A 21,741-nucleotide genomic window follows, 5' to 3' on the forward strand; every position below is an offset into this window, starting at 1 on the left:
AAGACCGCGGCGAGCAGGCTGGTGTTGCGGTGCAGCGTCGTGACCGCGAACCTCGGCAGCCACGGCGCGGGCCGCCCGGAGCGGGTGCCGATCCCCAGCACCACCGCGGCGGTGCACAGGACGAGCGTGACCACGCCGGACCCACGTCCGAGGTACCACAACGCATCGGTGCTCATGACGGCCACCCGCCCAACACGTGGACCCGGCCCTGGTCGTCGACGAGCCGGGCGGCGACGCCGGCCCGGGTGAGCGGGATGACCGCGTCGGCGCCGCGCACCAGCGCCGCCGTGCTGTGGGTGTTGGCGACCACACAGCGGTCCGCGCAGACCGTGACGCTGCGCCACACCCGCGGCGCCGGCATGCCCGTGCGCGGGTCGAGGACGTGGTGGATCAGCTGCCCGCCGCGGCGCCAGCTGCGGCTCGCGGTGCTCGACGTGGCCATCGCCGTGCCGGCCGTCACGCGCACCGTCGCCGGCGGGTCCGTCGGGCGGTCCCGCACGCGGATCGTCCAGCCGCCGTCCGGCGCCGGGCCCGCGGTCGCGATGTCCCCGCCCAGCTCGACGAGCACGCCGGTGCCGAGGCGGTCGCGCACGAGCCGGGCACACCGGTCCGCGGTCAGCGCCTTCGCGGTGGCACCGAGGTCGAGCCGCACGCCCCGCGGCACCGTCAGCACGCCGTCCGCCAGCGACACGTCCCGCCACGAGGCCACCCGCCGGACCGGGAGCACCGCCGGGCCGTCCGGCCGCACCTGTGCGATGTCGCGGTCGTAGCCGAGGCGGGCGAGGTCGTTGCCGAGCGTGGGATCCACGTCGCCGCCGGACCGCTCGGCCGCGTCCAGCGCCGCGCCGACCAGCTCGGCGAGCAGCGGGCTCACCGGCACCGGCCGGCCCGCCCGCTCGGCCCGCGTCAGCTCGGCGTCGTCGCGGAACCGGCTGCACGCCCGCTCCACTTCGGACAGTTCCGCCTCGACCAGCTCCCGCGCGGTGGCGAGCGTGGCCGGCTCGGTGACCACCACGCTCGCGCTGGTGCTCCAGACCCGCCAGCGGGCGACCGATCTCCCGACGCGAAGGGTGACCATCACGAACCTCCCGAGCCGGCGTCGGCACCGCCCGACGAACCACCGGCGTCGCCGGACACACCGCCGCTGAAGTCGCCGCTGTTGCCGCTGTCCGTGGAGGAGCCGCTGTCCGTGGTACCGCTGTCCGTGGAACCGCTGTTGGTCGAACCGCTGTTGGTCGAGCTGTCCGTCGAGGAGCTGTCCGAAGTGGATGGTGTGGCGGCACTCGACTGCGTACCGACCGTGCACGCCACCAGCACCGTGCCGGCCACGCCGGCGGCCGCGAGGGCGGCGGTGATCCCGCCGGCCCTGCGCAGCCCTTTCTCGCGCGAGGTCATCTCCCTGTCCGGCATGGCTCAGCTGCCGCCGTTCGAGCTGTCGCTGCCCTGGGCGCCGCTGCCCTGGGTGGAGCCGTTCTGCCCGGGTGGCCCCTGTCCCAGCTGGCCCTGTCCGGTGCCGGCCTCGATCAGCGAGTCGGCGGTCGCCGTGTCCCCGGACACGGTCGCGACGATCGTGACGTCGTCACCGGTCTCGATGCTCGACAGGTCGGCCGAACCGTTGCCCACCACCGTGTCCGAGTCGATCGTGTACGTCTTCGTGTAGCCGTCGTCGCTCTTGGCCGTGATCGAGGTGGCGCTGACCGCGGTCACCGCACCGTTCTGCATCAGCTCGGTGGCGTAGCCGCCGTTGCCGTCGGACACCACGTACTCGCCGTGCAGCGCCTGGGACATCAGCCCGCCACCACCGGGTCCGCCGGTGCCGCCACCCGGTCCCTGCTGCGCCGACGAGGACGAGTCCGACCCGCTCGCCGCGTAGACCGCGACGGTGCCGGCCCCGGCGATCCCGACCGCCACGGCGACGGCCAGCACCACCCTTCTGGGCGACCACGCGCGCTTCGGTTGCTGGGCGCCCTCCGCGGCGGGAGGCTGCCGGGCGCCCCACTCGCTGGTGGCCGCGGCCGGCGCGCCCCAGGTGCCGGTGGCGTCCACTGTCGCACTGTCCCTGGTGGACGGCGGGGTCACGGGGCGTTGCTGCTCGGTGGACATCCTGTCGCACTCCTCGTCTCGATGGCGACCGTGGCGTCGCCGTTGTGTCCAGACAAGGCGTGCTGGCTGTGTGCGGCCTGTGTGCGGGTCCGGGCGTCCCTGTGACTGGAACCGCGATTACCGGTTCTCCCGCGCCGCGCGGGATCGTGAGCGAGGAGCGCCCAAGCGCGGCGTGATACGCGCCGGCGTCGCGCGGCGGCCGGGGCGACGGCCACCACGCACGCCGGCGTCGTACCACGCGGCGGACGTGTCCGGCCGCGGGCGGCGACCGGACGGACCGGGTCGGAACGGGGGACCCGGCTCGGCAGCCGACTGAATTGCTGCCGATGCGGACAGTCTTGGTCCGAATACACGCCGTTGTCAACGAGTTTCGGGGATGTTTCGGAACCCTTGTCGCGGTGGGAACTTCGCGGACAGATATTGGGGCGAACGGGTATTCCGAGAATTTCGGCAATATTCCGGATCGGCATTGTCAGGGGTGCACCACGGGGTCGACCCACGCCAGCTCCGCCGCCCCGGCGACGCGGTGCGCGGTCAGCTTCAGGGTGAGCACGTCCGTCACGTCGACGGTCAGCGACCGCGGCGCCTCCCGGGACGCGGTCACCTGCGCGAGGACCCGGCCGTCGCCGAGCACCGTGAAGATGCCGGCCTGGTCCGGTCCGCCGGCCTTCGCCGGGACGGCCGCGGTCACCTCGAGCCGCCGGTACCGCATGCCGAGGTTGAAGCTGACCAGGCTCGCGAACGCGTGGAACACGATGCTCTCGTCGTAGCGCCGGCCGTCGACCTCGAACGCGCCCAGCCGCACGTCGGACGACCGGGTCGTCGGGTGGATGTCGACCAGGCGCGTGGCGCGGGCCGGCGCCACGACGCCGTCGAGGTGGGGCCGGACCTCGTCGACGATGCGTGCGAGCGCCGGCTCGGTGGCGCGGAAACGCAGGTGCGGGCGGCCGAGCAGCCCGGTCAGCGTGGCCGGCAGGTCGTCGTCCTCGCCGAGCGGTGGCCGGTCCCCGGTGAGCACGGGGAGCACCGGCCGCCCGTTGGCCAGCGCGAACTCGATCTCCTCGCGGACCCAGTCCGCGGGGTCGTCGAGCCGCCGGGTGCCGTCGTGCTCGGCCAGCCAGCGCTCGCCGATGACCACGACCATGACCGCGCAGTCCGCCGCCTCCGCCTCCAGCGTCGGCGGGAACGGCGCCCCGCGGTGCATGGCCGGGCTCGACCGGTGCACCCGGTCCGTGCCGAACGCGCGGCACAGCCGCCGGTCGATCAGCGTCGCCGCGTCGTCGGCGTCACCGATCCGGAAACTGACGAATGCCTTACCTACGACCGTGATCGAGGGCATCGGCGCCACGACACCGTTCCTTTCCGCTCCGACCCGCCGGGACTCGGTCATCGAGGATGCGTGGTGGGGGTGGACCAGGACCGCATTCTTCGTGGACGCGGTCCGTCGAAACGCCAGCGCGACTCCGCCGGCGGCCCGTAGAACCGAGGGCGCGAGACCACGGACAAGGAGGGGCACGATGTTGGACAGACGACGATTACTCAAGCTGGGCGGGATCACCGCCGGCAGCGCCGTGGGTGGCGCGGTGCTGCTCTCGACGGCGCACAACCCGGCGGCGGCCTCCGGGCCGGCCGGCCACGGCGGTCACACCGGGTACGTGCCGGTGGCCGTCACCGGGGCGGTCCCTCCAGCCTCCCCGTTCACCCGGCGGATGCCCGTGCCGCGCGAGCTGACCCCGAAGCGGACGCGGTCGGGCGTCGACACCTACCGGATCCCCATCCAGCCGGCCGACGTCGAGCTCCTGGCCGGCCATCCCACGCGCGTGCGCACCTACGGCGGCCGGTTCACGGGTCCCACCATCCGAGCGCGGACCGGCCGCCCGGTGCGGGTGACCTTCACCAACCAGCTCGACGTCGCCTCGAACGTGCACCTGCACGGCGGCCACGTCCCGCAGGACAGCGACGGCAACCCGATGGTCGTCATGGCACCGGGGGAGAGCCGCACCTACGACTACCCGAACCGCCAGCAGGGGGCCACCCTCTGGTACCACGACCACGCGCACGGCCTGGAGTCGGAGAACGTCTACTTCGGACTGCACGGCTGCTACATCGTCGAGGACGACGCGGAACGCGGTCTCGGCCTGCCCACCGGTCCCTACGACGTCCCGATCATGCTCCGGGACGCCCAGCTCGACCAGAACGGCGGCCTGGTCTTCCCGAGCACCCCCAGCAGCCGCACCACGATCATGGCCAACGGCGTGGTGACGCCCTACTTCCCGGTCGCCGCGCGCAAGTACCGGTTCCGGCTGGTCAACGCCGCGGTCGAACGGATCTTCCGCCTCACCCTCGGCGGCACCGAGCTGACCCAGATCGCCTCCGACGGCGGGCTGCTGCCGGCCCCGGTGCGGCGCTCGGAGATCGTGCTCGGCTCCGCGGAGCGCACCGAGGTCGTGATCGACTTCTCCGGCCACCCGATCGGCACCCAGCTGGTGCTCTACGACGTGAGCGGCCCGGTGCTCCGCTTCGACGTGACCCACCACGCGCCCGACCCGAGCCGCGTGCCCGCGCTGCTGCGGCCACTGCCGGCGCTGCCGGCGGCGACCGTCGAGCGGGACGTGTCGATGAAGTTCGACCTGTCGGGCTCGTACCCGGTCGGCGTGGTCAACGGCCAGGCCTACGACCCGAACCGGGTCGACTTCCGGATCACGCGCGGCACGACGGAGATCTGGCGGATCAGGAACGACGACGGCGCGATCGGCGTGCCCCACACCTTCCACATGCACCTCGAGCAGTTCCGGGTCCTCGACCGCAACGGCGGCCCCCCGACCCCGGACGACGCCGGGCGCAAGGACACGGTGTTCGTCGGACCGGGGGAGACCGTCCGGGTCCAGGTCACGTTCACCGACTACCTCGGCAAGTACGTCTTCCACTGCCACTACCTCGACCACTCGGCGCTGGGCATGATGGCCCAGATGGAGATCGTCGAGTAGGCCTTCCGGGGTCGTGGTCGATCCGGTGCGGGGCTCGCCGCGGGCGGGCCCCGCACCGGGTCCTGGGTGCCGCGGGGGCACGCGCCACAGTGGAACCGATCATGGATTCGGGGCCGGCGGGAGCGGCGTAGTGTGTTCGGGAGAACGCAGCGCACCCGAGGAAGGTCCATGGCAGAACGTCCGGCACGCAGGAGTCCCCGCCTCACCGTCGCACAGGTGCACCGCGTCGAGCGGCTCACCCCGCACATGACGCGCATCGTGCTCGGCGGGGACGGGCTGGCCGGGTTCTCCGCCGGCGAGTTCACCGACCACTACGTCAAGGTCGTGTTCCCGGTCGAGGGCATCGCCTACCCCGAGCCGTTCGACCTGCAGCGGATCCGCGAGGAGCTTCCCCGCGAGCACTGGCCGCGGATGCGCACGTACACCGTCCGGCGGTGGTCCGCGGCCACGCGTGAGCTGAGCATCGACGTCGTCCTGCACGGCGACGAGGGGCTGGCCGGTCCGTGGGCGATGCGGGTGCGGCCGGGCGACGACGTCCGGTTCGCCGGACCGGGTGGCGCCTACGCGCCGGCCGAGGACGCCGACTGGCACCTGCTGGCCGGTGACGAGAGCGCGCTGCCGGCCATCGCCGCGTCGGTCGAGCGGCTGCCGGTGGGCGCCCGGGCGCGGGTGTTCGTCGAGGTCGCCGGTCCCGAGGAGGAGCTGAAGCTCGAGACGCCCGGCGACGCCACCGTGACCTGGCTGCACCGTGGCGGCGCCCGCCCCGGCGACGCGCTCGTCGCGGCCGTCACCGAGCTGGAGTTCCCGCCCGGTGACGTGCACGCGTTCGTCCACGGCGAGGCCACCTTCGTCAAGGAGCTGCGCCGGCTGCTGCTGAAGGAGCGCGGCGTGCCGCGCGAGCGGCTGTCGATCTCCGGTTACTGGCGGCTCGGCCACGACGAGGACGGCTGGCAGGCGAGCAAGCGTGACTGGAACCGCCAGGTCGAGGCGGAGCAGGACGGTCAGCCCGCCGGCGGCGCGTCGAAGTAGTACACCTCCTCGCGGCTGAGTACGCCGTCCACCACGGTGTAGAGGCTCAGCTTGGTGGTCGAGGTCCGCTGGCCGGTCGGCGTGTGCGTCTCGTCGAACGTGAACCGGACCGCGAACCGGTCGCCGCGGACGTACGGCCCGTCGACGTCCACGGCGTGGATCCGCCGGTCGTGGTTGAGGCGTTCCGCGTTGGCCGTGATGTCGGCGAGCCCACGCAGTTCGACGTGCTTGCCGTCGTTCTCCAGCGGGGCCACGCGCACGAGGTCCGGCGCCGCCCACCGCAGCGCCTGGTCCAGCCGGCCCGCGCGGAAAGCCGCCACGTACCGTTCGGCCACCTCGGCGGCGGGGAGCGGGCGGACGTCATCGGCGTGGTCGAGTGCCCACCGGGTGAACGTGCGCGCGGGGTGGCCGGTGAGCTCCTCGACGGTCGGCGTGACGGGCTCGGGGTTGTCGACGAGGCCTCGCCAGTAGGCGAGTACGGCGTCGGCGTGCGCCTCGTCCGCCCACGCGAGCACGTCGGCGCGTGCCTCCTCGGCGCCGATCTCTTCGACGACCGCCGGCCGGCCCGCCACGGCCCCGAGGATGCGTGCCTGCTCGGCCTGGGTGAGCACCTCCGGACCGGTGAGCCGGTAGGTCCTGCCCGTGTGGCCCTCCTCGGTGAGCGCCAGCACCGCCACGTCGGCGATGTCGCGCTCGTGGATCAGCGACCGAGCGGCCCGGGGGTAGGGCATCCGCACGGGCTCGCCGGCCCGGATCGCCGGCGCCCACCCGAGGGTGTTCGTGGCGAAGCCACCCGGCCGCAGGAAGGTCCATTCCAGGCCGCTCGCGCGGATCGCGGCCTCGACCTGGCCCCAGACGCCGTTCTCCTCGGCCGGGCGGTCGTCGCGCACGCTGAGCGCCGAGACGTACACCACGCGCCGCGCGTGCCGCGCGATGACGTCGAGCACCGCCGGTGCGCCCTGTGCCGACATGAACGGCCAGAGCAGGAACACGGTGTCCACTCCGGACAGCGCGGGGTCGAGGGTCTCGGGCTCGGTCAGGTCGCCGGTGACCGTCTCCCGGCCCGGGAAGCGGGACAGGGTTCGCACGGCGGCGCCGCGTGCGCGGAGCCCGGTCACCACGTGGCGCCCGATGTTGCCGGTCGCGCCGATAACGAGGATCGTCATGCCCCCAGCATCGAACCTGGACCTTTGTCGAGGTCAAGCTACCGGTGTGGGGTCGGCTGGTTCCGCTCGCCGGCCAGGCGGTTCAGGAGGTCCCGGGTGGCCGCGCTCATGGTCGGTTCGACGCCCAGCTCGGTGAGCATGTCGGTCGCCGCGGCCATCTCGTCGGCGCGGCGGACGGCGTGCTGGTGGGTGCCCGTCACCAACCGCTCCACGGTGGATCCGCCGGCGCGGGTCAGCTCGTCGGTGATGTTGTCGCGCAACCAGTCCTCGCACCCCGCCGCGCGGGCGGCCGCCAGCGCCTCGACCACCGCGGCCGCGAGCCCCTTGAAGAACACGCTCCGCAGGAGCTTGCGTTCGGCCGCCAGCCCCGGCGGTCCGTCCACCGCGGTGACCGACGCGCCGAGCGGGTTCAGCAGCGCCGCCACCCGGCTCGCGGCCGGTCCGCTCGTCAGCATCGGCGTGCGCAGGCCGCGGCCGGGCACCGGCGCCATGATCGCGACGTCGGCGAACGGGACGTCGTGCGCGGCGGCGGTCTCGGCGAGCTGCCGCTTCAGGCCGGGGGAGGCGGTGTTCAGGTCGGCCCAGACGCTGGCCGAGGCCACGCCCGCGCGCAGGGCGTCGAGCGCCGCCTTGGCACTGTTCACGCTCACCACGAGGTCGGCACCCGTGGCCGCGTCGGCCTCGTCGGCCGTGGCCACCATGTCCGCGCCGGCGGGGACCGCCGGGTCGTACGCGCGGACCACCGCGCCGGCCGCGACGAGATCGCGGGCGATGGCGCCGCCGGCCTCGCCCAACCCCAGCACCGCAACGGTGAGTGCCACGACATCACTCCCTCACATCGGACGCTACACTACGTTAACAAACAAAATTGGTGACAATCGTGGCTGGAACAGGAGTCGCACAGTGACGGTCAGCGAGGAGGGGGTCGGCTCCCGGTCGGTGGTGGCCGAGATCCGTGAGGCCATCGTGCGTGGTGACTTCGTGCCGAACCAGCGGTTGGTGGAGGCTGATCTGTCGGAGCAGTTCGGGGCGAGCCGGGCGACGGTGCGGTCGGCGTTGGTGGAGTTGGCGAACGAGGGCCTTGTGGAGCGGGTGCAGAACCGCGGTGCTCGGGTGCGGGCGGTCTCGCTCGAGGAGGCGGTGGAGATCTCCGAGGTGCGCATGGTCCTGGAGGGGCTGTGCGCGGCGAAGGCGGCCGAGCACGTCTCGAAGGACGAGGCCAGGCAGCTGAAGGCGATCGGCAAGGCGATGCGGGCGGCGGTGTCGGGTGGGGATGTGCTGGGTTACTCGCAGCTGAACCAGGAGCTGCACCGGTTGGTGCGCCAGATCAGTGGGCAGCGGACCGCGCGTGAGGTGTTGGAGCGGTTGCGCGCGCAGAGTGTGCGCCACCAGTTCAGGCTGGCGATGCGTCCGGGCCGGCCGAGCGTGTCGTTGCCGGAGCACCTGGCGATCATCGAGGCGATCTGCGCGCGTGACCCGGCTGCCGCGGAGGAGGCGGCGCGGGCGCACCTGCGCAGTGTGATCACCGCGTTGCAGGAGGTCGACCAGACGGGGGTACGGCGCTTGTCCTGACGCGGCCAACCGCGTCGTGGCGTGTTCGGCGTGGCCGTCGGCTCAGTCGCCGGCGAAGTCCAGCCCTCGTGCCGCCAGCTCCTCACCGAGGATGCGGACGGCCTTCGGACCCACGCCGTGCATGGCGAGCAGCAGTGTGGTCGTGACGCCCGTGAGCTGCTCATACGTCGTGTAGCCGTGCAGTGCCAGCGCGCGGCGGGCGACCCTGCCAATGCCGTGCGGGAACTCCGTCGCCGGGACCTCCTCGGCGTCCTGCGCCGCCATCGCCGCCTCCTCCGCGTCCCAGCCGCCTGGTCGCGCCCACCCTAGCGGGGCCGGAAGCGCCGGCGAGGGTTGACGGGCTCGCCAAAATTGTTAACAATTCAGGCGCAGATCCTGTACGCAAAGGAGCGCCATGGCTGATCACCCGCAACCGTCCCGGCACGCGCGGGAGTTGGTCCGCGGCGCCTATGACGTGCACATCCACGTCGCACCGGACGTCATGCGCCGGCGCGTCGACGACGTCTCGCTCGCCGAGCGGTTCGCCGCGGTCGGGATGGCCGGGTTCGTCCTGAAGTCCCACTACGTGCCGACCGCCGAGCGGGCCGAGGTGGTGCGCCGCGCGCGGCCGGGTGTCGAAGCACTCGGCGCCATCACGCTCAACGCCTCGGTCGGCGGCATGAACCCGATCGCCGTCGAGATAGCCGGCCGCGGCGGCGCGAAGGTGGTGTGGCTGCCCACCGTCGACAGCGCGAACCAGCGGCAGTGCCAGGCCGTCGAGCCGGAGAGCGCGACGCCGCCGATGTGGGCGCGGCTGCAGGACGACCTGCGTGCCGCCGGCATGGCCGCCGACCCCGTGGACGTCCTCACCGCCGACGGCGAGGTGACCGAGCGGACCAGGCAGGTGCTGCGGCTGGTCGCCAAGCACGACATGGCGCTGGCCACCGGGCACCTGCACCAGGACGAGTCGACGCGCGTGCTCGGTGCGGCGGTCGAGGAGGGCGTCCGGCGGATCGTCGTCACGCACCCGGAGTTCACGTCCCAGCGCATCGGCGTGGAGCGGCAGCGCGAGCTGGCCGCCAGGGGTGCCCTGCTGGAGCGGTGCTTCACGACGCCCTACACGGGAAAGGTCGAGTGGGACCTCTGGTTCCACAACATCCGCGCGGCCGGCCCGGAGCACTCGGTGCTGTCCAGCGACCTCGGCCAGCCGTTCAACCCGCCCGTCGAGGACGGGCTCGCGCTGTGCGCGGACCACCTGCTGGCGGCCGGTTTCGGCGACGAGGAGATCCGGGTCATGGCCGTGCACAACAGCCGGTGGCTCGTCGGCGCGGCGCCACTGCCGGACGCGCCCGCCAGGGAGCGGACGGGGGCGCACCCATGACCGCCGTGCTGCGCGTCGACGGGCTCACCAAGCAGTTCCCCAAGGACGACAACGCGATCGTCGCGCTGCGGGACTTCTCGCTCGAGATCGCCGAGGGCAGCTTCGTGACCGTGCTCGGGCGCAGCGGCTGCGGCAAGTCGACCATGCTGAACCTGCTGGCCGGTCTGGCCGAACCCACGAGCGGCACCGTGCACTACCGGGCTCGGCGGCTCACCGGTCCGCACGTCGAGATCGGCTACCTGACGCAGTCCGACACGCTGATGCCGTGGCGCGACGTGCGGCGCAACGTCGAGATGCCGCTGGAGATCCGCGGCGTCCCGGCCGCACGGCGCCGGCGCGCGGCGGCGGAGCTGATCCGGCGCGTCGGCCTCACCGGCTTCGAGAAGCACTACCCGCGCGAGCTGTCCGGCGGCATGCGCCGGCGCGCGAGCCTCGCGCGGTTGCTCGCCGGCGAGCCGGAGACGCTGCTGATGGACGAGCCGTTCGGCGCGCTCGACGCCCAGCTGCGGACCGAGCTGCAGGCGGAGCTGCTGCGCCTGTGGCAGGGCAGCGGCCAGACGGTCGTGTTCGTCACGCACGACACCGAGGAGGCGCTGCTGCTCGGCGACCGGGTGGTGGTGCTGGGCAACCTCGGCCGGATCGTGCTGGACCGCGCCGTCGACCTGCCCCGCCCGCGCGCCGTCGACACCGCGCGGATCGATCCCGCGTTCGTCGCCCTCCACGGGGAGCTGGCGAGCGCGCTCAAGGAGGTGGCACAGTGACCGTCGCGGCCCCGCTCACCGCCGGGCCGGTCGTGATCCCCCGCGACCGGACGTGGTGGCAGAAGCACGGCACCACGACGACCGTGTGGCTGGTGCGCGCCGCGCTGGTCGCGGTCCTGCTGGTGCTGTGGGAGATCGCGGCCGACCGGTGGGTCGACATCACGTTCGTCAGCCGGCCCAGCGACATCGTGGGCCGCCTCGGCGACTGGGTCGAGGACGGCACACTGTGGACGAACACGTGGATCACGGTGCAGGAGATCGTGTACGGGTTCCTGCTGGGGGCCGCCGCCGGCGTGCTCGCCGGGTTCGTGCTGGCGTCGCTCGACTTCCTCTACCGCGTACTCGACCCGTTCATGATGGCGCTGTACGCGATCCCGAAGGTCGCGCTCGCGCCGCTGTTCATCGTGTGGTTCGGCATCGGCATCCACATGAAGGTGCTGCTGGCCGCGGCCACCGTGTTCTTCCTGGTGTTCCTCAACACCGCGGCCGGTGTGCGCGAGGTCGACCGAGGGCTCGTCGACGCGGTGCGGCTGATGGGCGGCAACCGCTGGCACGTGGTGCGCAAGGTGGTGCTGCCGTCGTCGATGACCGGCGTGCTGACCGGGCTCAAGGTCGCGGTGCCGTACGCGTTGATCGGTGCCGTGATCGGGGAGCTGGTCGCGTCCAACAAGGGGCTCGGCTACCTCATCAACGACGCGGCCGCGCAGTTCGACACGGCCGGTGTGTTCGCGACGCTCGTCGTGCTCAGCGTCATCGCCGGGGTGCTGAACATCGTGGTGAACCTGATCGGCAAGCGCGTGAACCGCTGGAAGCCGCTCGATGACTAGCCGGCGGACCGTCCTCACCGGACTCCTGGCCGCGCCCTTCGCGCTGGCGGCGGCCGGCTGCGCGCAACGTGAGTCGACGACGCCCGCCGGGGTGCTCAACGTCGGCCAGATCAGCGACTCGGTGGCGTTCTTCCCGCTGTTCGTCGCGGAGAAGAAGGGATACTTCACCGACGAGGGCATCACGCTCGGGGACCGGCCCCGGCTCGGCACGGGCGCGAAGGTGGCGGCCGCGCTGAAGTCGGGCAGCATCGACATCGGCGCGGGCGTGCTCACCGACGCGTTCAACCTGGCCAAGATCGACGACGGCACCCGCATCGTGTCCAGCCTGGTCACCGAGTACTACGTGGACATCGTGGTGCCGCCGGGGTTCGTCGGCCCGGGCGACGACGCGAGCCTGTCGCGCAAGGCGAAGGCGTTGGTGGGCAGGACGATCGGCATCACCGGGCCGGCCAGCGGGACCGAGGCGCTCGTGAAGTACCTGTTCGGCAGCATCGGCAGGAACGCGGCCACCGACTCGACGCTGGTCAACCTGGGCGGCGTGGCGACGGCGGCGATCGGTGCGCTGAAGTCCGGCCGGGTGGACGTGCTCGCGTTCTTCCAACCCATCGCGCAGCAGGCGGAGGCGACGGGCGTCGGCCGGACCTACATCTCCCCGGCCCGCGGCGACGTGCCGAGCCTGCGCGGGGCACTGCACGGCGTCCTGTTCTCGACGCGCAAGCTGCTCGACCGCAAGCGGAAGGAGATCGTGGGTTTCCAGCGGGCGATGCGGCGGGCGCTGACGAACGTGCACGACGACCCGCGCGGCACCCGCGACCTGCTCGGCCAGTACCTGAGGAACAGCAAGCCGAAGACCCTCGACGCCCTGATGCCCATCCTGGCCAAGGAGATCCCGGCGTCGCCGGCGATCGACGAGAAGGCCTACCGGACGGCGGTGCGGTTCCACCTCGACAGCGGCCTCGTCCGCAAGGCCCCGGCGTACGCGGACGTCATCCCCGAGGCCTTCCGGCACTGACCGCCGCGACGGTGGAGGTGTGCCGGCGCGGGAGCGACAGCGCCGGCACGACCGCGACCGCGGTGAACACCAACACCCACCGGAACGTCGTGTCGAACGCGGTCGCGCCGGAGTGGCCGTCGAGCTGGCTCTGCAGGATCACCGCGAGCACGGCCGTGCCGAACGCGCCGCCCAGCTGCTGCATGATGCGGGTCGTGCTGCTGGCGTGCGGGATCTGCTCGCCGCTCAGGTCGCGGTAGGCCCCGACCAGCACCGCGATGTTGACCGCGCTCAACCCGACGCCGAGGACCACGAGCGCCGGCGCCAGCACCCACTCGCTCGTGTGCGCGTCGGCCAGCGCGAACGGCACGATGCCGGCCGCGCTCAGCGCCAGGCTCACGACCACCACGGGTCGTGGGCCGAGGCGGTCGACCAGCGGCCCGGCCGCGCGGGCGAGCAGGCTGCCCAACCCCTGCGGCGCGAGGAGGAGCCCGGTGACGACCACGTCGGTGCCCCGCAGCTGCTGGTAGAACAGCGGAAGCAGGAACAGCACCCCGAACAACGCCAGGCCCGACATGAACAGCAGGGCGTTCGCCGCGCCGAAGGACCTGATGCCGAACAGGCGGAGATCGATCAGCGGGTCGGGCGTGCGCAGCGCCCGCACGACGAAGCCGGCGAGCAGGACGACCCCGATGGCCAGCGGTGCCAACGGGTGCCCGCCGTGCCCGATCTGGACCAGCCCGTAGATGATCGCGGCCAACGCGGGGGAGAGCAGGACCAACCCCGTCACGTCGAGCCGGTGCCGGCGGCTCGGCCGGTCCGCCGGCACGCGCCACACGGCCAGTGCGATCGCCAACGCCGTGATCGGCAGGTTCACCAGGAACGTCCAGCGCCAGCCCAGGTGCGCCACGAGCAGCCCGCCGGCCACCGGTCCGAGCGCGGGTCCCAGCACGGCCGGCAGCGAGATGACCGCCATCAGCCGGCCGAGCTGCCGCCCGGCCGCGGCACGCATGATCAGCGTCTGCATGACCGGCAGGATCAGCCCGGCGCCGACGCCCTGGACGACCCGGAACGCGACCAGCGAGTCGATGTCCCAGGCGCTCCCGGACAGCAGCGAGCCGACCAGGAACACCACCAGCGCCCCGAGCCACACCTGCCGCGCCCCGAACCGTTCCACCAGCCAGCCGGTGATCGGGACCGTCATCGCGAGCGCCAGCAGGTAGCCCGTGCCGACCCACTGGACGGTCGAGACCTGCGCGTCCAGCTCGCGACCGAGCGTCGGGATCGCGATGGTCGTGACCGTGGCCGCGAGCAGGGGCCCCATCACGCCGAGGATGAGGATCCCGGCCAGTCGCAGCACGTCCCGGTCCAGTCGTTCTCCCATGACCCCTCCCACATAAGAGACGATGCGTCTCTAACCACTCGCACGGTAGACTCCTAGCTGTAGGAGACGCAACGTCTCTAAGGGGATGTGGGCCATGACTCAGGAGCGGCGCCGGGGAGCGGAGCTGGAGGAGACGATCCTGGCGGCGGTGCTGGCGGAGCTGGCCGAGGTCGGTTACGCCCGGCTGACCATGGAGGCCGTCGCCGCGCGGGCACGGACTGGCAAGCAGGTGCTGTACCGGCGGTGGCGCAACCGCGCGGAGCTGGTTGTGGCGGCCGTCAGGCACCGCGGCGGCTCGATCGCCGACCGGATCCCCGACACGGGCGCGCTACGGGCCGACGTCCTGGCCGTGCTCGGCGTGCTGGCCCGGCGCCGCGAGGAGATCGGGGTGGACGTGGTGCACGGGCTGCTGGCCGAGGTGCCCGACCTCGACCCCGGGCTCTTCACGATCATGCGGGGCGTCATGACCACGATCCTCAAGCGGGCCGTCGAGCGCGGCGAGATCACCACCGCGGACGTCCCGCCCCGCGTCGTCACGCTGCCGATCGACCTGTTCCGCTACCAGCAGCTGCTGACCCGCGACCCGATCGAGGAGAGCACGCTGACGGAGATCACCGACGACGTCTTCCTGCCGCTGCTGTTCGCACTCGCCGGGCGTGGGAAGTCCCGCGTGGCCGGGTGCTGAGTGCCTAGGTCTGCGGCCCCATCACCCGCGCGGCCGCCACGATGATGCTCCACAGCGGGCTGCTGGTGGTCTCGTAGTAGACGCGGCGACTGCCGGTCTCGCGGTGCTCGGTGAGCATGCCGAGGTGCACGAACCGCCGCAGCTCGGTCCCGGCCGCGCTCTGCGGGATGATCTCGGGCGGCGGCTCGGACTGGTAGAAGCGCTGGCGGCCGCGTTGGTGTATCCACAGCGCCACCCGCAACCGGCATGGACGGCCGAACAGCAGTCGCCCCACCTCACCGACATCCACTCTCGTGACCTCGCAACCACAAGCAGGTAGCAGCTATATGGATTTCCGATTTTATCGGTAGAGGGGCGGGGTGTCCAGACGACACGAGTTCGGTGGTGCGGGGGAGGGCGGAGTTGCCCGGACGGAGTGATGCTTGGAGGCGCCCGAGCTACGCAGATGTGGTCAGGACGCGGGGTGCCGGGGGTGTCGCAGTCGATGGGGAGGGTGGAGTGGACGCGACAGGCACCTTCGCCGGGCGGAGGTGGTGCTGGGAGGCGTCCGAGGTACGCGGATGTGGCTGAGGTGCGGGAGTGCCGGAGGCGGCGCGGTCGAAGGTGAGCGCGGAGTCGGAGTGCTGAGAGGAGGCGGCAGGCGTGTTCGCCGGGCGGAGGTGGTGCTGGGAGGCACCCGAGGTACGCGGATGCGGCTGAGGTGCGGGAGTGCCGGAGGTGGCCCGGTCGACGGTGAGCACGGAGTCGGAGATCGGAGAGGACGCGGCAGGTGCGTTCGTCCGGCCGTTGCGGCGCGGCTGCCGGGAGTCGCCTGGGCTCCTATGATCCCCGGGGTGCGGGAACGAACAGCCAGGACGCCGTACGCGGTCGCAGTGGTGCTGGCCGGTGGCTCGGGCACCCGGATGGGTGCCGCCATGAACAAGGCCTACCTGCCGCTCGCCGGGCGGCGGCTGGTCTCGTGGTCGCTGGCGGCGTTCGAGCGGGTGCCCGAGATCGGGGTGCTGGTGCTGGTCGCCCGCCCCGAGGACGGCGAGCTGGTCGACGAGGTCCTGGCGCGGACGACCAGCCCGGTCGAGGTCGTCTACGGCGGCGCCACCCGTCAGGAGTCCGAACTGTGCGCCCTGCGTGCGCTGGCCGACAGGGTGCGCGACGGCACCGTCGACGTCGTCCTCCTGCACGACGCCGCCCGGCCGCTGGTGAGCCCAGGCCTGATCGCCGGCGTGCTGCGGGCGGCCCGGGAACACGGCGGCGCGATTCCCTCGCTGCCCGCTGACGACGTGGTCCCGGTCATCGGCGACGTGGTCAGCGGCCCTGTGCTGGCTGCGGCGGTCAGGGTGCAGACCCCCCAGGGATTCCGGGCGGCTCCGCTGATCGCGGCCTACGAGCAGGCGGCCCGCGATGCGTTCGTGGGCACCGACACCGCCTCCTGCATGGAACGCTACTCGGCCGTGCCGGTCCGCTGCGTGCACGGCGACCAGCAGAACTTCAAGATCACGTATCCGCACGACCTGATCATCGCCGAGCGGTTCCTGGCGGAGCGGGCGTGACCACGGGCCGCTCTAACGCCGCAGCGGGTGCGCCTCGACGAGTGGCTCGGGCGCGGAGAGCCGCCACGCCTCGTACACCAGCTCGGTCAGCTCGTCGAGCTCGATCCTCGGCAGGTGGACGACCACCCAGCCGAAGCCGCCCGCGGTGAACTGGACCTCGAAGACGTCCGGGCGCTCGGACACCAGCGCCAGCTGCTCGGACAGCGTCTGCTTCAGGCCCACCGTCTTCGTGCGGGGCCAGTAGTAGCCGAAGCGCTTGCCGCACACGCTGTAGGACGTGTAGTCGCGGGCCTGGGCCCGCGTGACCTCAGCGAGCGTGTCCACCATGCGCAGGAACTGACGATCGGGCACAACCACGCGGTCATTGTGGCGTACGGCACCGACAGTCGGTACGGCTCTTCGCCGTCGGCGCGCTCCCGCCGGACCGGCAGGCGGCCGGACGTCCCCGGGGGACGTCCAGCCCGTGCCGACGTGCCTACCGCTGCTGGTTCTGGCGGTTGACGATCGCGGTCGCGCTCTCGCCGGTGTAGGCCGGGTTCCGGGTCGGCTCCGGCACGTACGTGCCGACCTCGCGCACCGACGCGACGTCCGCCGCCCGCTGGGCCGCGCGGCGCGCCTCCCACTCGGCGTTGACCGTCTCGTACTCCTCGCGGTCGCGGATCCTCGCCAGCGAGGACACGGCGATCCAGTGCGCGACGCCCAGGAGCAGCAGGATGATGCCGATCCGCAGCACGACGCCCTTGGCCTGGTCGTTCGCCGGCACGTCGATCGTCGACAGCAGCGCCAGCACGCCGAGGGAGCCGAGGTGGAACAGCACGGTCACGAGCGTGGTCAGGGACGACGCCTGCGGCTTGGGGGTGGCCTGCTGCAGGTAGCGGCGGCCGTTGCGGTAGATGATCTGCCCGTCGACCAGCACCAGCACGGTGCCGATGACGAGGAACGCCACATAACTGTTGGTGTCCATGGCTAACGCACCTTTTCTCCCGGTGTTTGAGGGCGGTTACCCGCAGGTCGCCCGCGAAAACCGACCGTCACGGTGGTTTATGAACGGCGGTATCCGGGTAGTACCCCCCGTGGGGCACGCACGATGAGAGAAAGGCGCGATCGATGCTTCCTCTGATTCTGGTCCTGTTATTGGTTCTCGTCCTGTTCGGCGTCGGCTTCGCCGTGAAGGCCCTGTGGATCGTGGCAGGTGTCCTGCTGGTGGCCTGGTTGCTCGGGTTCGTGTTCCGATCCACGGCTGCCGGAGGCGGCTCGGGTCGCTGGTATCGCTGGTAGTGCGAGCGCTTTTCGCCGGGCGGGCGGGTCAGGGACCCGTCCGCCCAGCGGCACGTTTGGCCGTGTGCGTGGCCGGGAATTCCCGGCGTGAGCCCGAAACCGTGTGAGGAGAGCGAGCGATGCACAGCGAGGACCACGAAGCCCAAGCCACCGCTCACCAGCTGGTCCACTGTGTCCTCGAGGCCGACTCGGAGGGCCTGACCGAAACGCTGGAGACCGTGGTCGACCAGCCGACGGAGGAGCTGAAGCCCTACGTCCGCGAGGTCGTCGCCGAGCTGATCAACGTCGCGACGACGGCGGTGCGCGGCAGCACCGCGCGGATGTTCGGCAACGCGGCGTTCGCGGTGGACCTCCGCGACGACGCGAACGACCGGGTCGCCATCGACGAGCTGGACCCACCCGTGCGGGCCACGATCCGCGCCATGCTGGCCGAGCTGAACGGCAGCCCGGACGACGCGTCGTTCCAGCTGGACCTCGCCGTGCGCGGCATCGACCGGCGGACCGGGCTCGACACCGTGCGGCGCGCGCTCACGATGACGGTCGGACTGCTGCACTGGAGCGAGCAGCCGGAACAACTGGAGGCGGTCATGGACCCCGACACCACCGCCAACGAGGCGGACCTGCTCGAACAGCAACTGGACATCCTGCCCGACGAGGACGACGGCCCCCGGCCGATGGACCACTACATCGAGGCCGACCCCGCCGACTTCCAGGAGCAGCAGCGTCCCATCCCCGACGACGAGGATCAGTAGCCCCTCACCCACACCCACACCTAGAAATGCGGGGAGTCGGGCTGGTCCCTGCAGCGTTGGGTGAGTGCCGCGCGGGTGCCGGCCCAGCGCTCGTTCTCGGCGATCTCCGTGGTGGCGTGGAAGTCCATCGGCCGCAGGGGGATGCCGAGCGAGTCGCGTTTGTAGTGCGTGAGCTGGCAGGTGTAGATGGTGAAGTGGTCGTGGTCCTCGCTCTCGCGCACGCGCAGCTTGGCGTAGTGCGCGGCGGCCCCGTCGGCGGCGATCAGGGTCGCGCGGCCGGTGCGGGCGAGGTTGGCGCGGGCGTTGGCGCTGGCGACCGCGACGAGGATCGCGCCGCGGTCGTTGGTGGCGAGCAGCTCGGCCGTGCAGAGGAGCATCACGTGCGGGTAGCCGTCCTCGTCGATGGTGACGAAGGGGAAGGCCTGCTCGTCGTGGTCCGGCTGGGGCCAGGTCTCCAGCAGGAGGGCGAGCTCCGCGGGCACGTTCATTGCGTCCACCCCGGCACTCTAGCCGGACACCGGGCTAGTCGATCAAGTGCTAACGCAGGTCCACCCGGTTCAGGAGCCGGTCCACCAGCTCCGGCAGGGACCGCTCGCCGGAGCTCTCCAGCCACAGCGCCCCCGCGGTCCGGAAGGCCGCGAGGAGGGTGGCGGCCATGAGCCGCGCCAGCTCCTCGTCCGCGCCGCGGTCCACCAGGGCCGTCGCCAGCTCGCGTTCGAGTGCCTGCTGGTCGCTCGCCTGACGGGCCAGCAGCGACGGGTGGCGGCGCAGGAGCCGCAGCTGCTCCACCCACTCCGGGTCGCGCACCGGCCGGCCGGGGAACAGGCCGGCGGTCGCGTTGCGCAGGGCCTGCCACGCGCCCTCGCCGGCGGGGCGTTCCCGGAGCAGCGACAGGAGCTGACCGGTGCGCTCGCGGTCGGCGTGGAGGATCGCGTCCTCCTTGTTGGCGAAGTAGTTGGAGAACGTCCGCCGCGACACGCCCGCCTCGTCCGCGATGTCCTCGACCGTCACGCCGTCCAACCCGTGCGCCATCGCGAGGCGCAGCGCGGCCTCGTGCAGCGACTGGCGCGTCGCGGCCTTCTTCCTCGTCCGCAGCGTGTCGACGGCCTCCACGAGGGCAACTCTACCGAGAGGGAATAATCTGCTCGTTGCGCAAGTTTGCGCAGTGGGCAGTATTATCCGGATTGGAGGGGGTCACATGGTGTCCGACGCGGCGGTGGACCGGAGCGAACACAGGCGACGGCTCGAGTCGCTGTCCGGCCTGTTGCTGGCGCTGTTCGTGGCCTTGATCAGCTCGACGGTGGTCTCGATCGCGTTGCCGCGCATCATCGGGGAGCTGAACGGCACGCAGACCCAGTACACGTGGGTGGTCACCGCGACCCTGCTCACGGCGACGGCCACGACGCCCATCTGGGGCAAGCTCGCGGACCTGTTCAACAAGAAGACCCTGCTCCAGACGGCCATCGGGATCTTCGTGGTCGGCTCGGTGATCAGCGGGTTCAGCCAGGACACCAGCCAGCTCATCGCCGCCCGCGCGTTCCAGGGCATCGGCATGGGCGGCGTGCAGGCGCTCGCGCAGGTCGTGATGGCGGCGATCATCCCGCCGCGGGAGCGCGGGCGCTACAACGGCTACCTCGGCGCGGTCATGGCGGTCGCGACGGTCGGCGGCCCCTTGCTCGGCGGCCTGATCGTGGACGTGTCGTGGCTGGGCTGGCGGTGGTGCTTCTTCGTCGGCGTGCCGATCGCGGTGATCGCGTTCGCCGTGCTGCAGCGGACGCTCAAGCTGCCGACCCTGCGCCGGGAGAACGTCCGGGTGGACTACCTCGGCGCGACCCTGATCGCCGCCGGCGTGAGCATCCTGCTGGTCTGGGTCTCGTTCGTGGACAACTCGTTCGGCTGGCTGTCGTGGCAGACCGCCGCGATGGTGGGCGCGGGCGTGGTCATCCTCGCGCTGGCCCTGCTGGTCGAGTCGAGGGTGCGCGAACCGGTCGTGCCGCTGAGGATCATCACGCAGCGGCAGCCGGCGCTGGCCATCGTCGCCAGCGTCGCGGCCGGCCTGGCCATGTACGGCGGCGCGGTGTTCCTCGGCCAGTACTTCCAGATCGGCCGCGGTTACACGCCGACGCAGGCGGGTCTGCTGACGATCCCGCTGATGGCTGGCGTGCTGGTCGCCTCGACCGTGAGCGGCCGCATGATCAGCCGGTCCGGGACGGTCAAACCGTACATCGTGGTCGGCGCCTTCACCCTGGCGCTCGGGTTCCTCGGGCTCGGCCTCGTCGACCACGACTCGCCGCTGTGGCAGGTCGACGTCGCGATGGCCGTCGCCGGCATCGGTGTCGGCATGACCATGCAGAACCTCGTGCTGGCCGTGCAGAACGGCGTCCCGCTGCGGGAGCTCGGCGCGGCGACCGGTGCGGTGACGTTCTTCCGGTCGCTCGGCGGCACGATCGGCGTGTCCGTGCTCGGCGCGGTGCTCGCCCACCGGGTCAGCACCGGTCTGTCGGCGGCGCTGCACGTGCCGGCCGGCTCGTCCTCGACGGGCAGTGTGAGCGCGCTCAACCTGAAGGCGCTGCCACCGGAGGTGCAGCAGGTCGTGCACACCGTCTACGGCGACGCGACCGCGCACATCTTCCTGCTGTCGGCGGCGGTGGCGCTGGTCGGCGCGCTCGCCGCGCTCCTGCTGCGGCGCATCACGCTGCGGACGACCATCGACCTCGAGAAGCGCGTGGAGACACCGGCGGTGTCGGACCCGGTCGCGGGATAGGGGAGCGGGATGAGCGGCAGTGCGGCCGCCTTCGAGTCCACGGCCGAACACTTCGGTCCCAGGCCGCAGCCGTCGGCGCGGGCCATCCTGGTCGGCGTCGACGGCTCCGACACGGCGATGCGGGCCGCGGCGTTCGCCGTGGGCCTGGCCAGGCGGCAGGGGTACCGGCTGATCGTCGCGTTCGTCGCCGCGCACTCGGCGCTGACCGCTCTCGGCCCGGGCATCGCGGCCGCCCAGGAGGCCGCGGCCGAGCTCGACGCCGACCTGCGCGGGACTGCCCGCGCAATGGCCGAGGAACTGGGCGTGCCCGTGACCTTCCTGAAGGCCTACGGCGACCCGTGCACCCGCCTGCGCGAGGCGGCCGACCAGTGCCAGGTCGACACCGTGGTGGTCGGGGCGTCGATGAGCGCGGGCCACCGCTTCGCCGGCTCGGTCGCGACGAAGCTGATCCGCGCCGGCCACTGGCCGGTCCTGGTGGTGCCGTGACCGGCGCCGGGAACGGCACCTGGAGCCAGGAAATGTAAGAAAATTTCGA

26 protein-coding genes are annotated in these 21,741 nt (G+C 72.1%); 13 read left to right on the forward strand and 13 right to left on the reverse strand.

From position 1 onward, the window contains the following. Positions 1-172: 172 nt before the first annotated feature. The 4 genes from ACJ73U_RS04235 to ACJ73U_RS04250 all read right to left on the reverse strand — a co-directional run bounded on the left by ACJ73U_RS04235 (position 173) and on the right by ACJ73U_RS04250 (position 3,442). Positions 173-1,078 carry an FAD:protein FMN transferase gene (locus ACJ73U_RS04235; RefSeq protein ID WP_407776180.1) on the reverse strand — a complete coding sequence of 302 codons (906 nt, stop codon included), beginning with the start codon at positions 1,076-1,078 and terminating at the stop codon, positions 173-175. After that, complete coding sequence (locus tag ACJ73U_RS04240; RefSeq protein ID WP_407776181.1) at positions 1,078-1,395, reverse strand: hypothetical protein; 318 nt, start codon at positions 1,393-1,395, stop codon at positions 1,078-1,080. The genes ACJ73U_RS04235 and ACJ73U_RS04240 overlap by 1 nt, the downstream gene beginning before the upstream one ends. Positions 1,396-1,413: 18 nt before the next feature. Beyond that, positions 1,414-2,103 (reverse strand): hypothetical protein, encoded by a 690-nt coding sequence (locus ACJ73U_RS04245; protein WP_407776182.1) that lies wholly within the window; start codon positions 2,101-2,103, stop codon positions 1,414-1,416. A 472-nt stretch (positions 2,104-2,575) separates the two neighbouring features. Continuing rightward, positions 2,576-3,442, reverse strand: a complete 867-nt coding sequence (locus tag ACJ73U_RS04250) for an NPCBM/NEW2 domain-containing protein (protein WP_407776203.1) — start codon at positions 3,440-3,442, stop codon at positions 2,576-2,578. Between the two features lie 178 nt (positions 3,443-3,620). On the opposite strand from ACJ73U_RS04250, the gene ACJ73U_RS04255 reads away from it, so the two are divergent. Next, a complete protein-coding gene (locus ACJ73U_RS04255; RefSeq protein WP_407776183.1) occupies positions 3,621-5,090 on the forward strand; it encodes a multicopper oxidase family protein in 1,470 nt (489 codons plus the stop codon). A 168-nt stretch (positions 5,091-5,258) separates the two neighbouring features. Next, positions 5,259-6,119 carry a siderophore-interacting protein gene (locus ACJ73U_RS04260; RefSeq protein WP_407776184.1) on the forward strand — a complete coding sequence of 287 codons (861 nt, stop codon included), beginning with the start codon at positions 5,259-5,261 and terminating at the stop codon, positions 6,117-6,119. On the opposite strand, the gene ACJ73U_RS04265 is transcribed toward ACJ73U_RS04260, so the two are convergent. Together ACJ73U_RS04265 and ACJ73U_RS04270 are read right to left on the reverse strand one after the other, a co-directional pair. Beyond that, positions 6,092-7,285 (reverse strand): NAD(P)H-binding protein, encoded by a 1,194-nt coding sequence (locus ACJ73U_RS04265; RefSeq protein WP_407776185.1) that lies wholly within the window; start codon positions 7,283-7,285, stop codon positions 6,092-6,094. The two genes, ACJ73U_RS04260 and ACJ73U_RS04265, sit on opposite strands and share 28 nt — an antisense overlap. A gap of 38 nt (positions 7,286-7,323) precedes the next feature. Then, positions 7,324-8,106, reverse strand: coding sequence for a DUF1932 domain-containing protein (locus tag ACJ73U_RS04270; RefSeq protein WP_407776186.1), 783 nt, complete (start codon positions 8,104-8,106; stop codon positions 7,324-7,326). A gap of 82 nt (positions 8,107-8,188) precedes the next feature. Here ACJ73U_RS04270 and ACJ73U_RS04275 point away from each other — a divergent pair, with 82 nt between their 5' ends. Beyond that, complete coding sequence (locus ACJ73U_RS04275; protein ID WP_407776187.1) at positions 8,189-8,857, forward strand: GntR family transcriptional regulator; 669 nt, start codon at positions 8,189-8,191, stop codon at positions 8,855-8,857. Between the two features lie 42 nt (positions 8,858-8,899). On the opposite strand, the gene ACJ73U_RS04280 is transcribed toward ACJ73U_RS04275, so the two are convergent. Next, positions 8,900-9,121, reverse strand: a complete 222-nt coding sequence (locus tag ACJ73U_RS04280; RefSeq protein ID WP_407776188.1) for a hypothetical protein — start codon at positions 9,119-9,121, stop codon at positions 8,900-8,902. A 130-nt stretch (positions 9,122-9,251) separates the two neighbouring features. On the opposite strand from ACJ73U_RS04280, the gene ACJ73U_RS04285 reads away from it, so the two are divergent. From ACJ73U_RS04285 to ACJ73U_RS04300, 4 genes are read left to right on the forward strand one after another with little or no spacing between them, the layout of a single operon-like run. Beyond that, positions 9,252-10,217, forward strand: a complete 966-nt coding sequence (locus ACJ73U_RS04285) for a DUF6282 family protein (RefSeq protein WP_407776189.1) — start codon at positions 9,252-9,254, stop codon at positions 10,215-10,217. Beyond that, a complete protein-coding gene (locus tag ACJ73U_RS04290) occupies positions 10,214-10,978 on the forward strand; it encodes an ABC transporter ATP-binding protein (protein WP_407776190.1) in 765 nt (254 codons plus the stop codon). Before ACJ73U_RS04285 ends, ACJ73U_RS04290 begins: the two co-directional genes overlap by 4 nt. Further along, positions 10,975-11,805 (forward strand): ABC transporter permease, encoded by an 831-nt coding sequence (locus tag ACJ73U_RS04295; RefSeq protein ID WP_407776191.1) that lies wholly within the window; start codon positions 10,975-10,977, stop codon positions 11,803-11,805. Before ACJ73U_RS04290 ends, ACJ73U_RS04295 begins: the two co-directional genes overlap by 4 nt. Continuing rightward, a complete protein-coding gene (locus ACJ73U_RS04300) occupies positions 11,798-12,817 on the forward strand; it encodes an ABC transporter substrate-binding protein (protein ID WP_407776192.1) in 1,020 nt (339 codons plus the stop codon). Before ACJ73U_RS04295 ends, ACJ73U_RS04300 begins: the two co-directional genes overlap by 8 nt. Here ACJ73U_RS04300 and ACJ73U_RS04305 read toward each other — a convergent pair. After that, positions 12,792-14,180 (reverse strand): MDR family MFS transporter, encoded by a 1,389-nt coding sequence (locus ACJ73U_RS04305; RefSeq protein WP_407776193.1) that lies wholly within the window; start codon positions 14,178-14,180, stop codon positions 12,792-12,794. The two genes, ACJ73U_RS04300 and ACJ73U_RS04305, sit on opposite strands and share 26 nt — an antisense overlap. Before the next feature lie 94 nt (positions 14,181-14,274). On the opposite strand from ACJ73U_RS04305, the gene ACJ73U_RS04310 reads away from it, so the two are divergent. Continuing rightward, positions 14,275-14,865, forward strand: coding sequence for a TetR/AcrR family transcriptional regulator (locus tag ACJ73U_RS04310; RefSeq protein ID WP_407776194.1), 591 nt, complete (start codon positions 14,275-14,277; stop codon positions 14,863-14,865). A gap of 4 nt (positions 14,866-14,869) precedes the next feature. Here the strand turns inward: ACJ73U_RS04310 and ACJ73U_RS04315 are convergent, their stop codons facing one another. Beyond that, on the reverse strand, positions 14,870-15,154 hold the full coding sequence (locus ACJ73U_RS04315; protein ID WP_407776195.1) for a hypothetical protein: 285 nt from the start codon (positions 15,152-15,154) through the stop codon (positions 14,870-14,872). A 583-nt stretch (positions 15,155-15,737) separates the two neighbouring features. On the opposite strand from ACJ73U_RS04315, the gene ACJ73U_RS04320 reads away from it, so the two are divergent. Further along, positions 15,738-16,412: a 2-C-methyl-D-erythritol 4-phosphate cytidylyltransferase gene (locus ACJ73U_RS04320; protein ID WP_407776204.1), complete on the forward strand. Its 675-nt coding sequence runs from the start codon at positions 15,738-15,740 to the stop codon at positions 16,410-16,412. 12 nt (positions 16,413-16,424) lie between these two features. Here ACJ73U_RS04320 and ACJ73U_RS04325 read toward each other — a convergent pair whose 3' ends face one another. Next, complete coding sequence (locus tag ACJ73U_RS04325; protein ID WP_407776205.1) at positions 16,425-16,739, reverse strand: MmcQ/YjbR family DNA-binding protein; 315 nt, start codon at positions 16,737-16,739, stop codon at positions 16,425-16,427. A gap of 148 nt (positions 16,740-16,887) precedes the next feature. After that, complete coding sequence (locus tag ACJ73U_RS04330; RefSeq protein ID WP_407776196.1) at positions 16,888-17,376, reverse strand: hypothetical protein; 489 nt, start codon at positions 17,374-17,376, stop codon at positions 16,888-16,890. Positions 17,377-17,519: 143 nt separating this feature from the next. On the opposite strand from ACJ73U_RS04330, the gene ACJ73U_RS04335 reads away from it, so the two are divergent. Further along, the gene (locus ACJ73U_RS04335) at positions 17,520-17,690 is read left to right on the forward strand and encodes a hydrophobic protein (RefSeq protein WP_407776197.1); all 171 of its coding nucleotides are present in this window, start codon (positions 17,520-17,522) and stop codon (positions 17,688-17,690) included. Between the two features lie 119 nt (positions 17,691-17,809). Further along, the gene (locus ACJ73U_RS04340; RefSeq protein WP_407776198.1) at positions 17,810-18,442 is read left to right on the forward strand and encodes a hypothetical protein; all 633 of its coding nucleotides are present in this window, start codon (positions 17,810-17,812) and stop codon (positions 18,440-18,442) included. 20 nt (positions 18,443-18,462) lie between these two features. On the opposite strand, the gene ACJ73U_RS04345 is transcribed toward ACJ73U_RS04340, so the two are convergent. Both ACJ73U_RS04345 and ACJ73U_RS04350 read right to left on the reverse strand, forming a co-directional pair. Further along, the gene (locus ACJ73U_RS04345; protein ID WP_407776199.1) at positions 18,463-18,939 is read right to left on the reverse strand and encodes a hypothetical protein; all 477 of its coding nucleotides are present in this window, start codon (positions 18,937-18,939) and stop codon (positions 18,463-18,465) included. 40 nt (positions 18,940-18,979) lie between these two features. Then, positions 18,980-19,555, reverse strand: a complete 576-nt coding sequence (locus ACJ73U_RS04350; protein WP_407776200.1) for a TetR/AcrR family transcriptional regulator — start codon at positions 19,553-19,555, stop codon at positions 18,980-18,982. Between the two features lie 85 nt (positions 19,556-19,640). Here ACJ73U_RS04350 and ACJ73U_RS04355 point away from each other — a divergent pair, with 85 nt between their 5' ends. Beyond that, positions 19,641-21,206, forward strand: coding sequence for an MDR family MFS transporter (locus ACJ73U_RS04355; RefSeq protein ID WP_407776201.1), 1,566 nt, complete (start codon positions 19,641-19,643; stop codon positions 21,204-21,206). 9 nt (positions 21,207-21,215) lie between these two features. Next, positions 21,216-21,692, forward strand: coding sequence for a universal stress protein (locus ACJ73U_RS04360; RefSeq protein WP_407776202.1), 477 nt, complete (start codon positions 21,216-21,218; stop codon positions 21,690-21,692). Positions 21,693-21,741: the final 49 nt, after the last annotated feature.

This window comes from Actinophytocola sp., assembly GCF_045807065.1.
GTDB lineage: Bacteria > Actinomycetota > Actinomycetes > Mycobacteriales > Pseudonocardiaceae > Actinophytocola.

What these genes read in the sequence shown, in the direction of transcription:
- ACJ73U_RS04285 (WP_407776189.1), top strand. Translation starts at nt 9,252, where the DNA reads ATGGCTGATCACCCGCAACCGTCCCGGCACGCGCGGGAGTTGGTCCGC.
- ACJ73U_RS04310 (WP_407776194.1), top strand. Translation starts at nt 14,275, where the DNA reads ATGACTCAGGAGCGGCGCCGGGGAGCGGAGCTGGAGGAGACGATCCTG.
- ACJ73U_RS04340 (WP_407776198.1), top strand. Translation starts at nt 17,810, where the DNA reads ATGCACAGCGAGGACCACGAAGCCCAAGCCACCGCTCACCAGCTGGTC.
- ACJ73U_RS04255 (WP_407776183.1), top strand. Translation starts at nt 3,621, where the DNA reads ATGTTGGACAGACGACGATTACTCAAGCTGGGCGGGATCACCGCCGGC.
- ACJ73U_RS04330 (WP_407776196.1), bottom strand. Translation starts at nt 17,376, where the DNA reads ATGGACACCAACAGTTATGTGGCGTTCCTCGTCATCGGCACCGTGCTG.
- ACJ73U_RS04360 (WP_407776202.1), top strand. Translation starts at nt 21,216, where the DNA reads ATGAGCGGCAGTGCGGCCGCCTTCGAGTCCACGGCCGAACACTTCGGT.
- ACJ73U_RS04335 (WP_407776197.1), top strand. Translation starts at nt 17,520, where the DNA reads ATGCTTCCTCTGATTCTGGTCCTGTTATTGGTTCTCGTCCTGTTCGGC.
- ACJ73U_RS04250 (WP_407776203.1), bottom strand. Translation starts at nt 3,442, where the DNA reads ATGCCCTCGATCACGGTCGTAGGTAAGGCATTCGTCAGTTTCCGGATC.
- ACJ73U_RS04290 (WP_407776190.1), top strand. Translation starts at nt 10,214, where the DNA reads ATGACCGCCGTGCTGCGCGTCGACGGGCTCACCAAGCAGTTCCCCAAG.
- ACJ73U_RS04265 (WP_407776185.1), bottom strand. Translation starts at nt 7,285, where the DNA reads ATGACGATCCTCGTTATCGGCGCGACCGGCAACATCGGGCGCCACGTG.
- ACJ73U_RS04245 (WP_407776182.1), bottom strand. Translation starts at nt 2,103, where the DNA reads ATGTCCACCGAGCAGCAACGCCCCGTGACCCCGCCGTCCACCAGGGAC.
- ACJ73U_RS04280 (WP_407776188.1), bottom strand. Translation starts at nt 9,121, where the DNA reads ATGGCGGCGCAGGACGCCGAGGAGGTCCCGGCGACGGAGTTCCCGCAC.
- ACJ73U_RS04260 (WP_407776184.1), top strand. Translation starts at nt 5,259, where the DNA reads ATGGCAGAACGTCCGGCACGCAGGAGTCCCCGCCTCACCGTCGCACAG.
- ACJ73U_RS04240 (WP_407776181.1), bottom strand. Translation starts at nt 1,395, where the DNA reads ATGACCTCGCGCGAGAAAGGGCTGCGCAGGGCCGGCGGGATCACCGCC.
- ACJ73U_RS04300 (WP_407776192.1), top strand. Translation starts at nt 11,798, where the DNA reads ATGACTAGCCGGCGGACCGTCCTCACCGGACTCCTGGCCGCGCCCTTC.
- ACJ73U_RS04355 (WP_407776201.1), top strand. Translation starts at nt 19,641, where the DNA reads ATGGTGTCCGACGCGGCGGTGGACCGGAGCGAACACAGGCGACGGCTC.
- ACJ73U_RS04325 (WP_407776205.1), bottom strand. Translation starts at nt 16,739, where the DNA reads ATGGTGGACACGCTCGCTGAGGTCACGCGGGCCCAGGCCCGCGACTAC.
- ACJ73U_RS04235 (WP_407776180.1), bottom strand. Translation starts at nt 1,078, where the DNA reads ATGGTCACCCTTCGCGTCGGGAGATCGGTCGCCCGCTGGCGGGTCTGG.
- ACJ73U_RS04305 (WP_407776193.1), bottom strand. Translation starts at nt 14,180, where the DNA reads ATGGGAGAACGACTGGACCGGGACGTGCTGCGACTGGCCGGGATCCTC.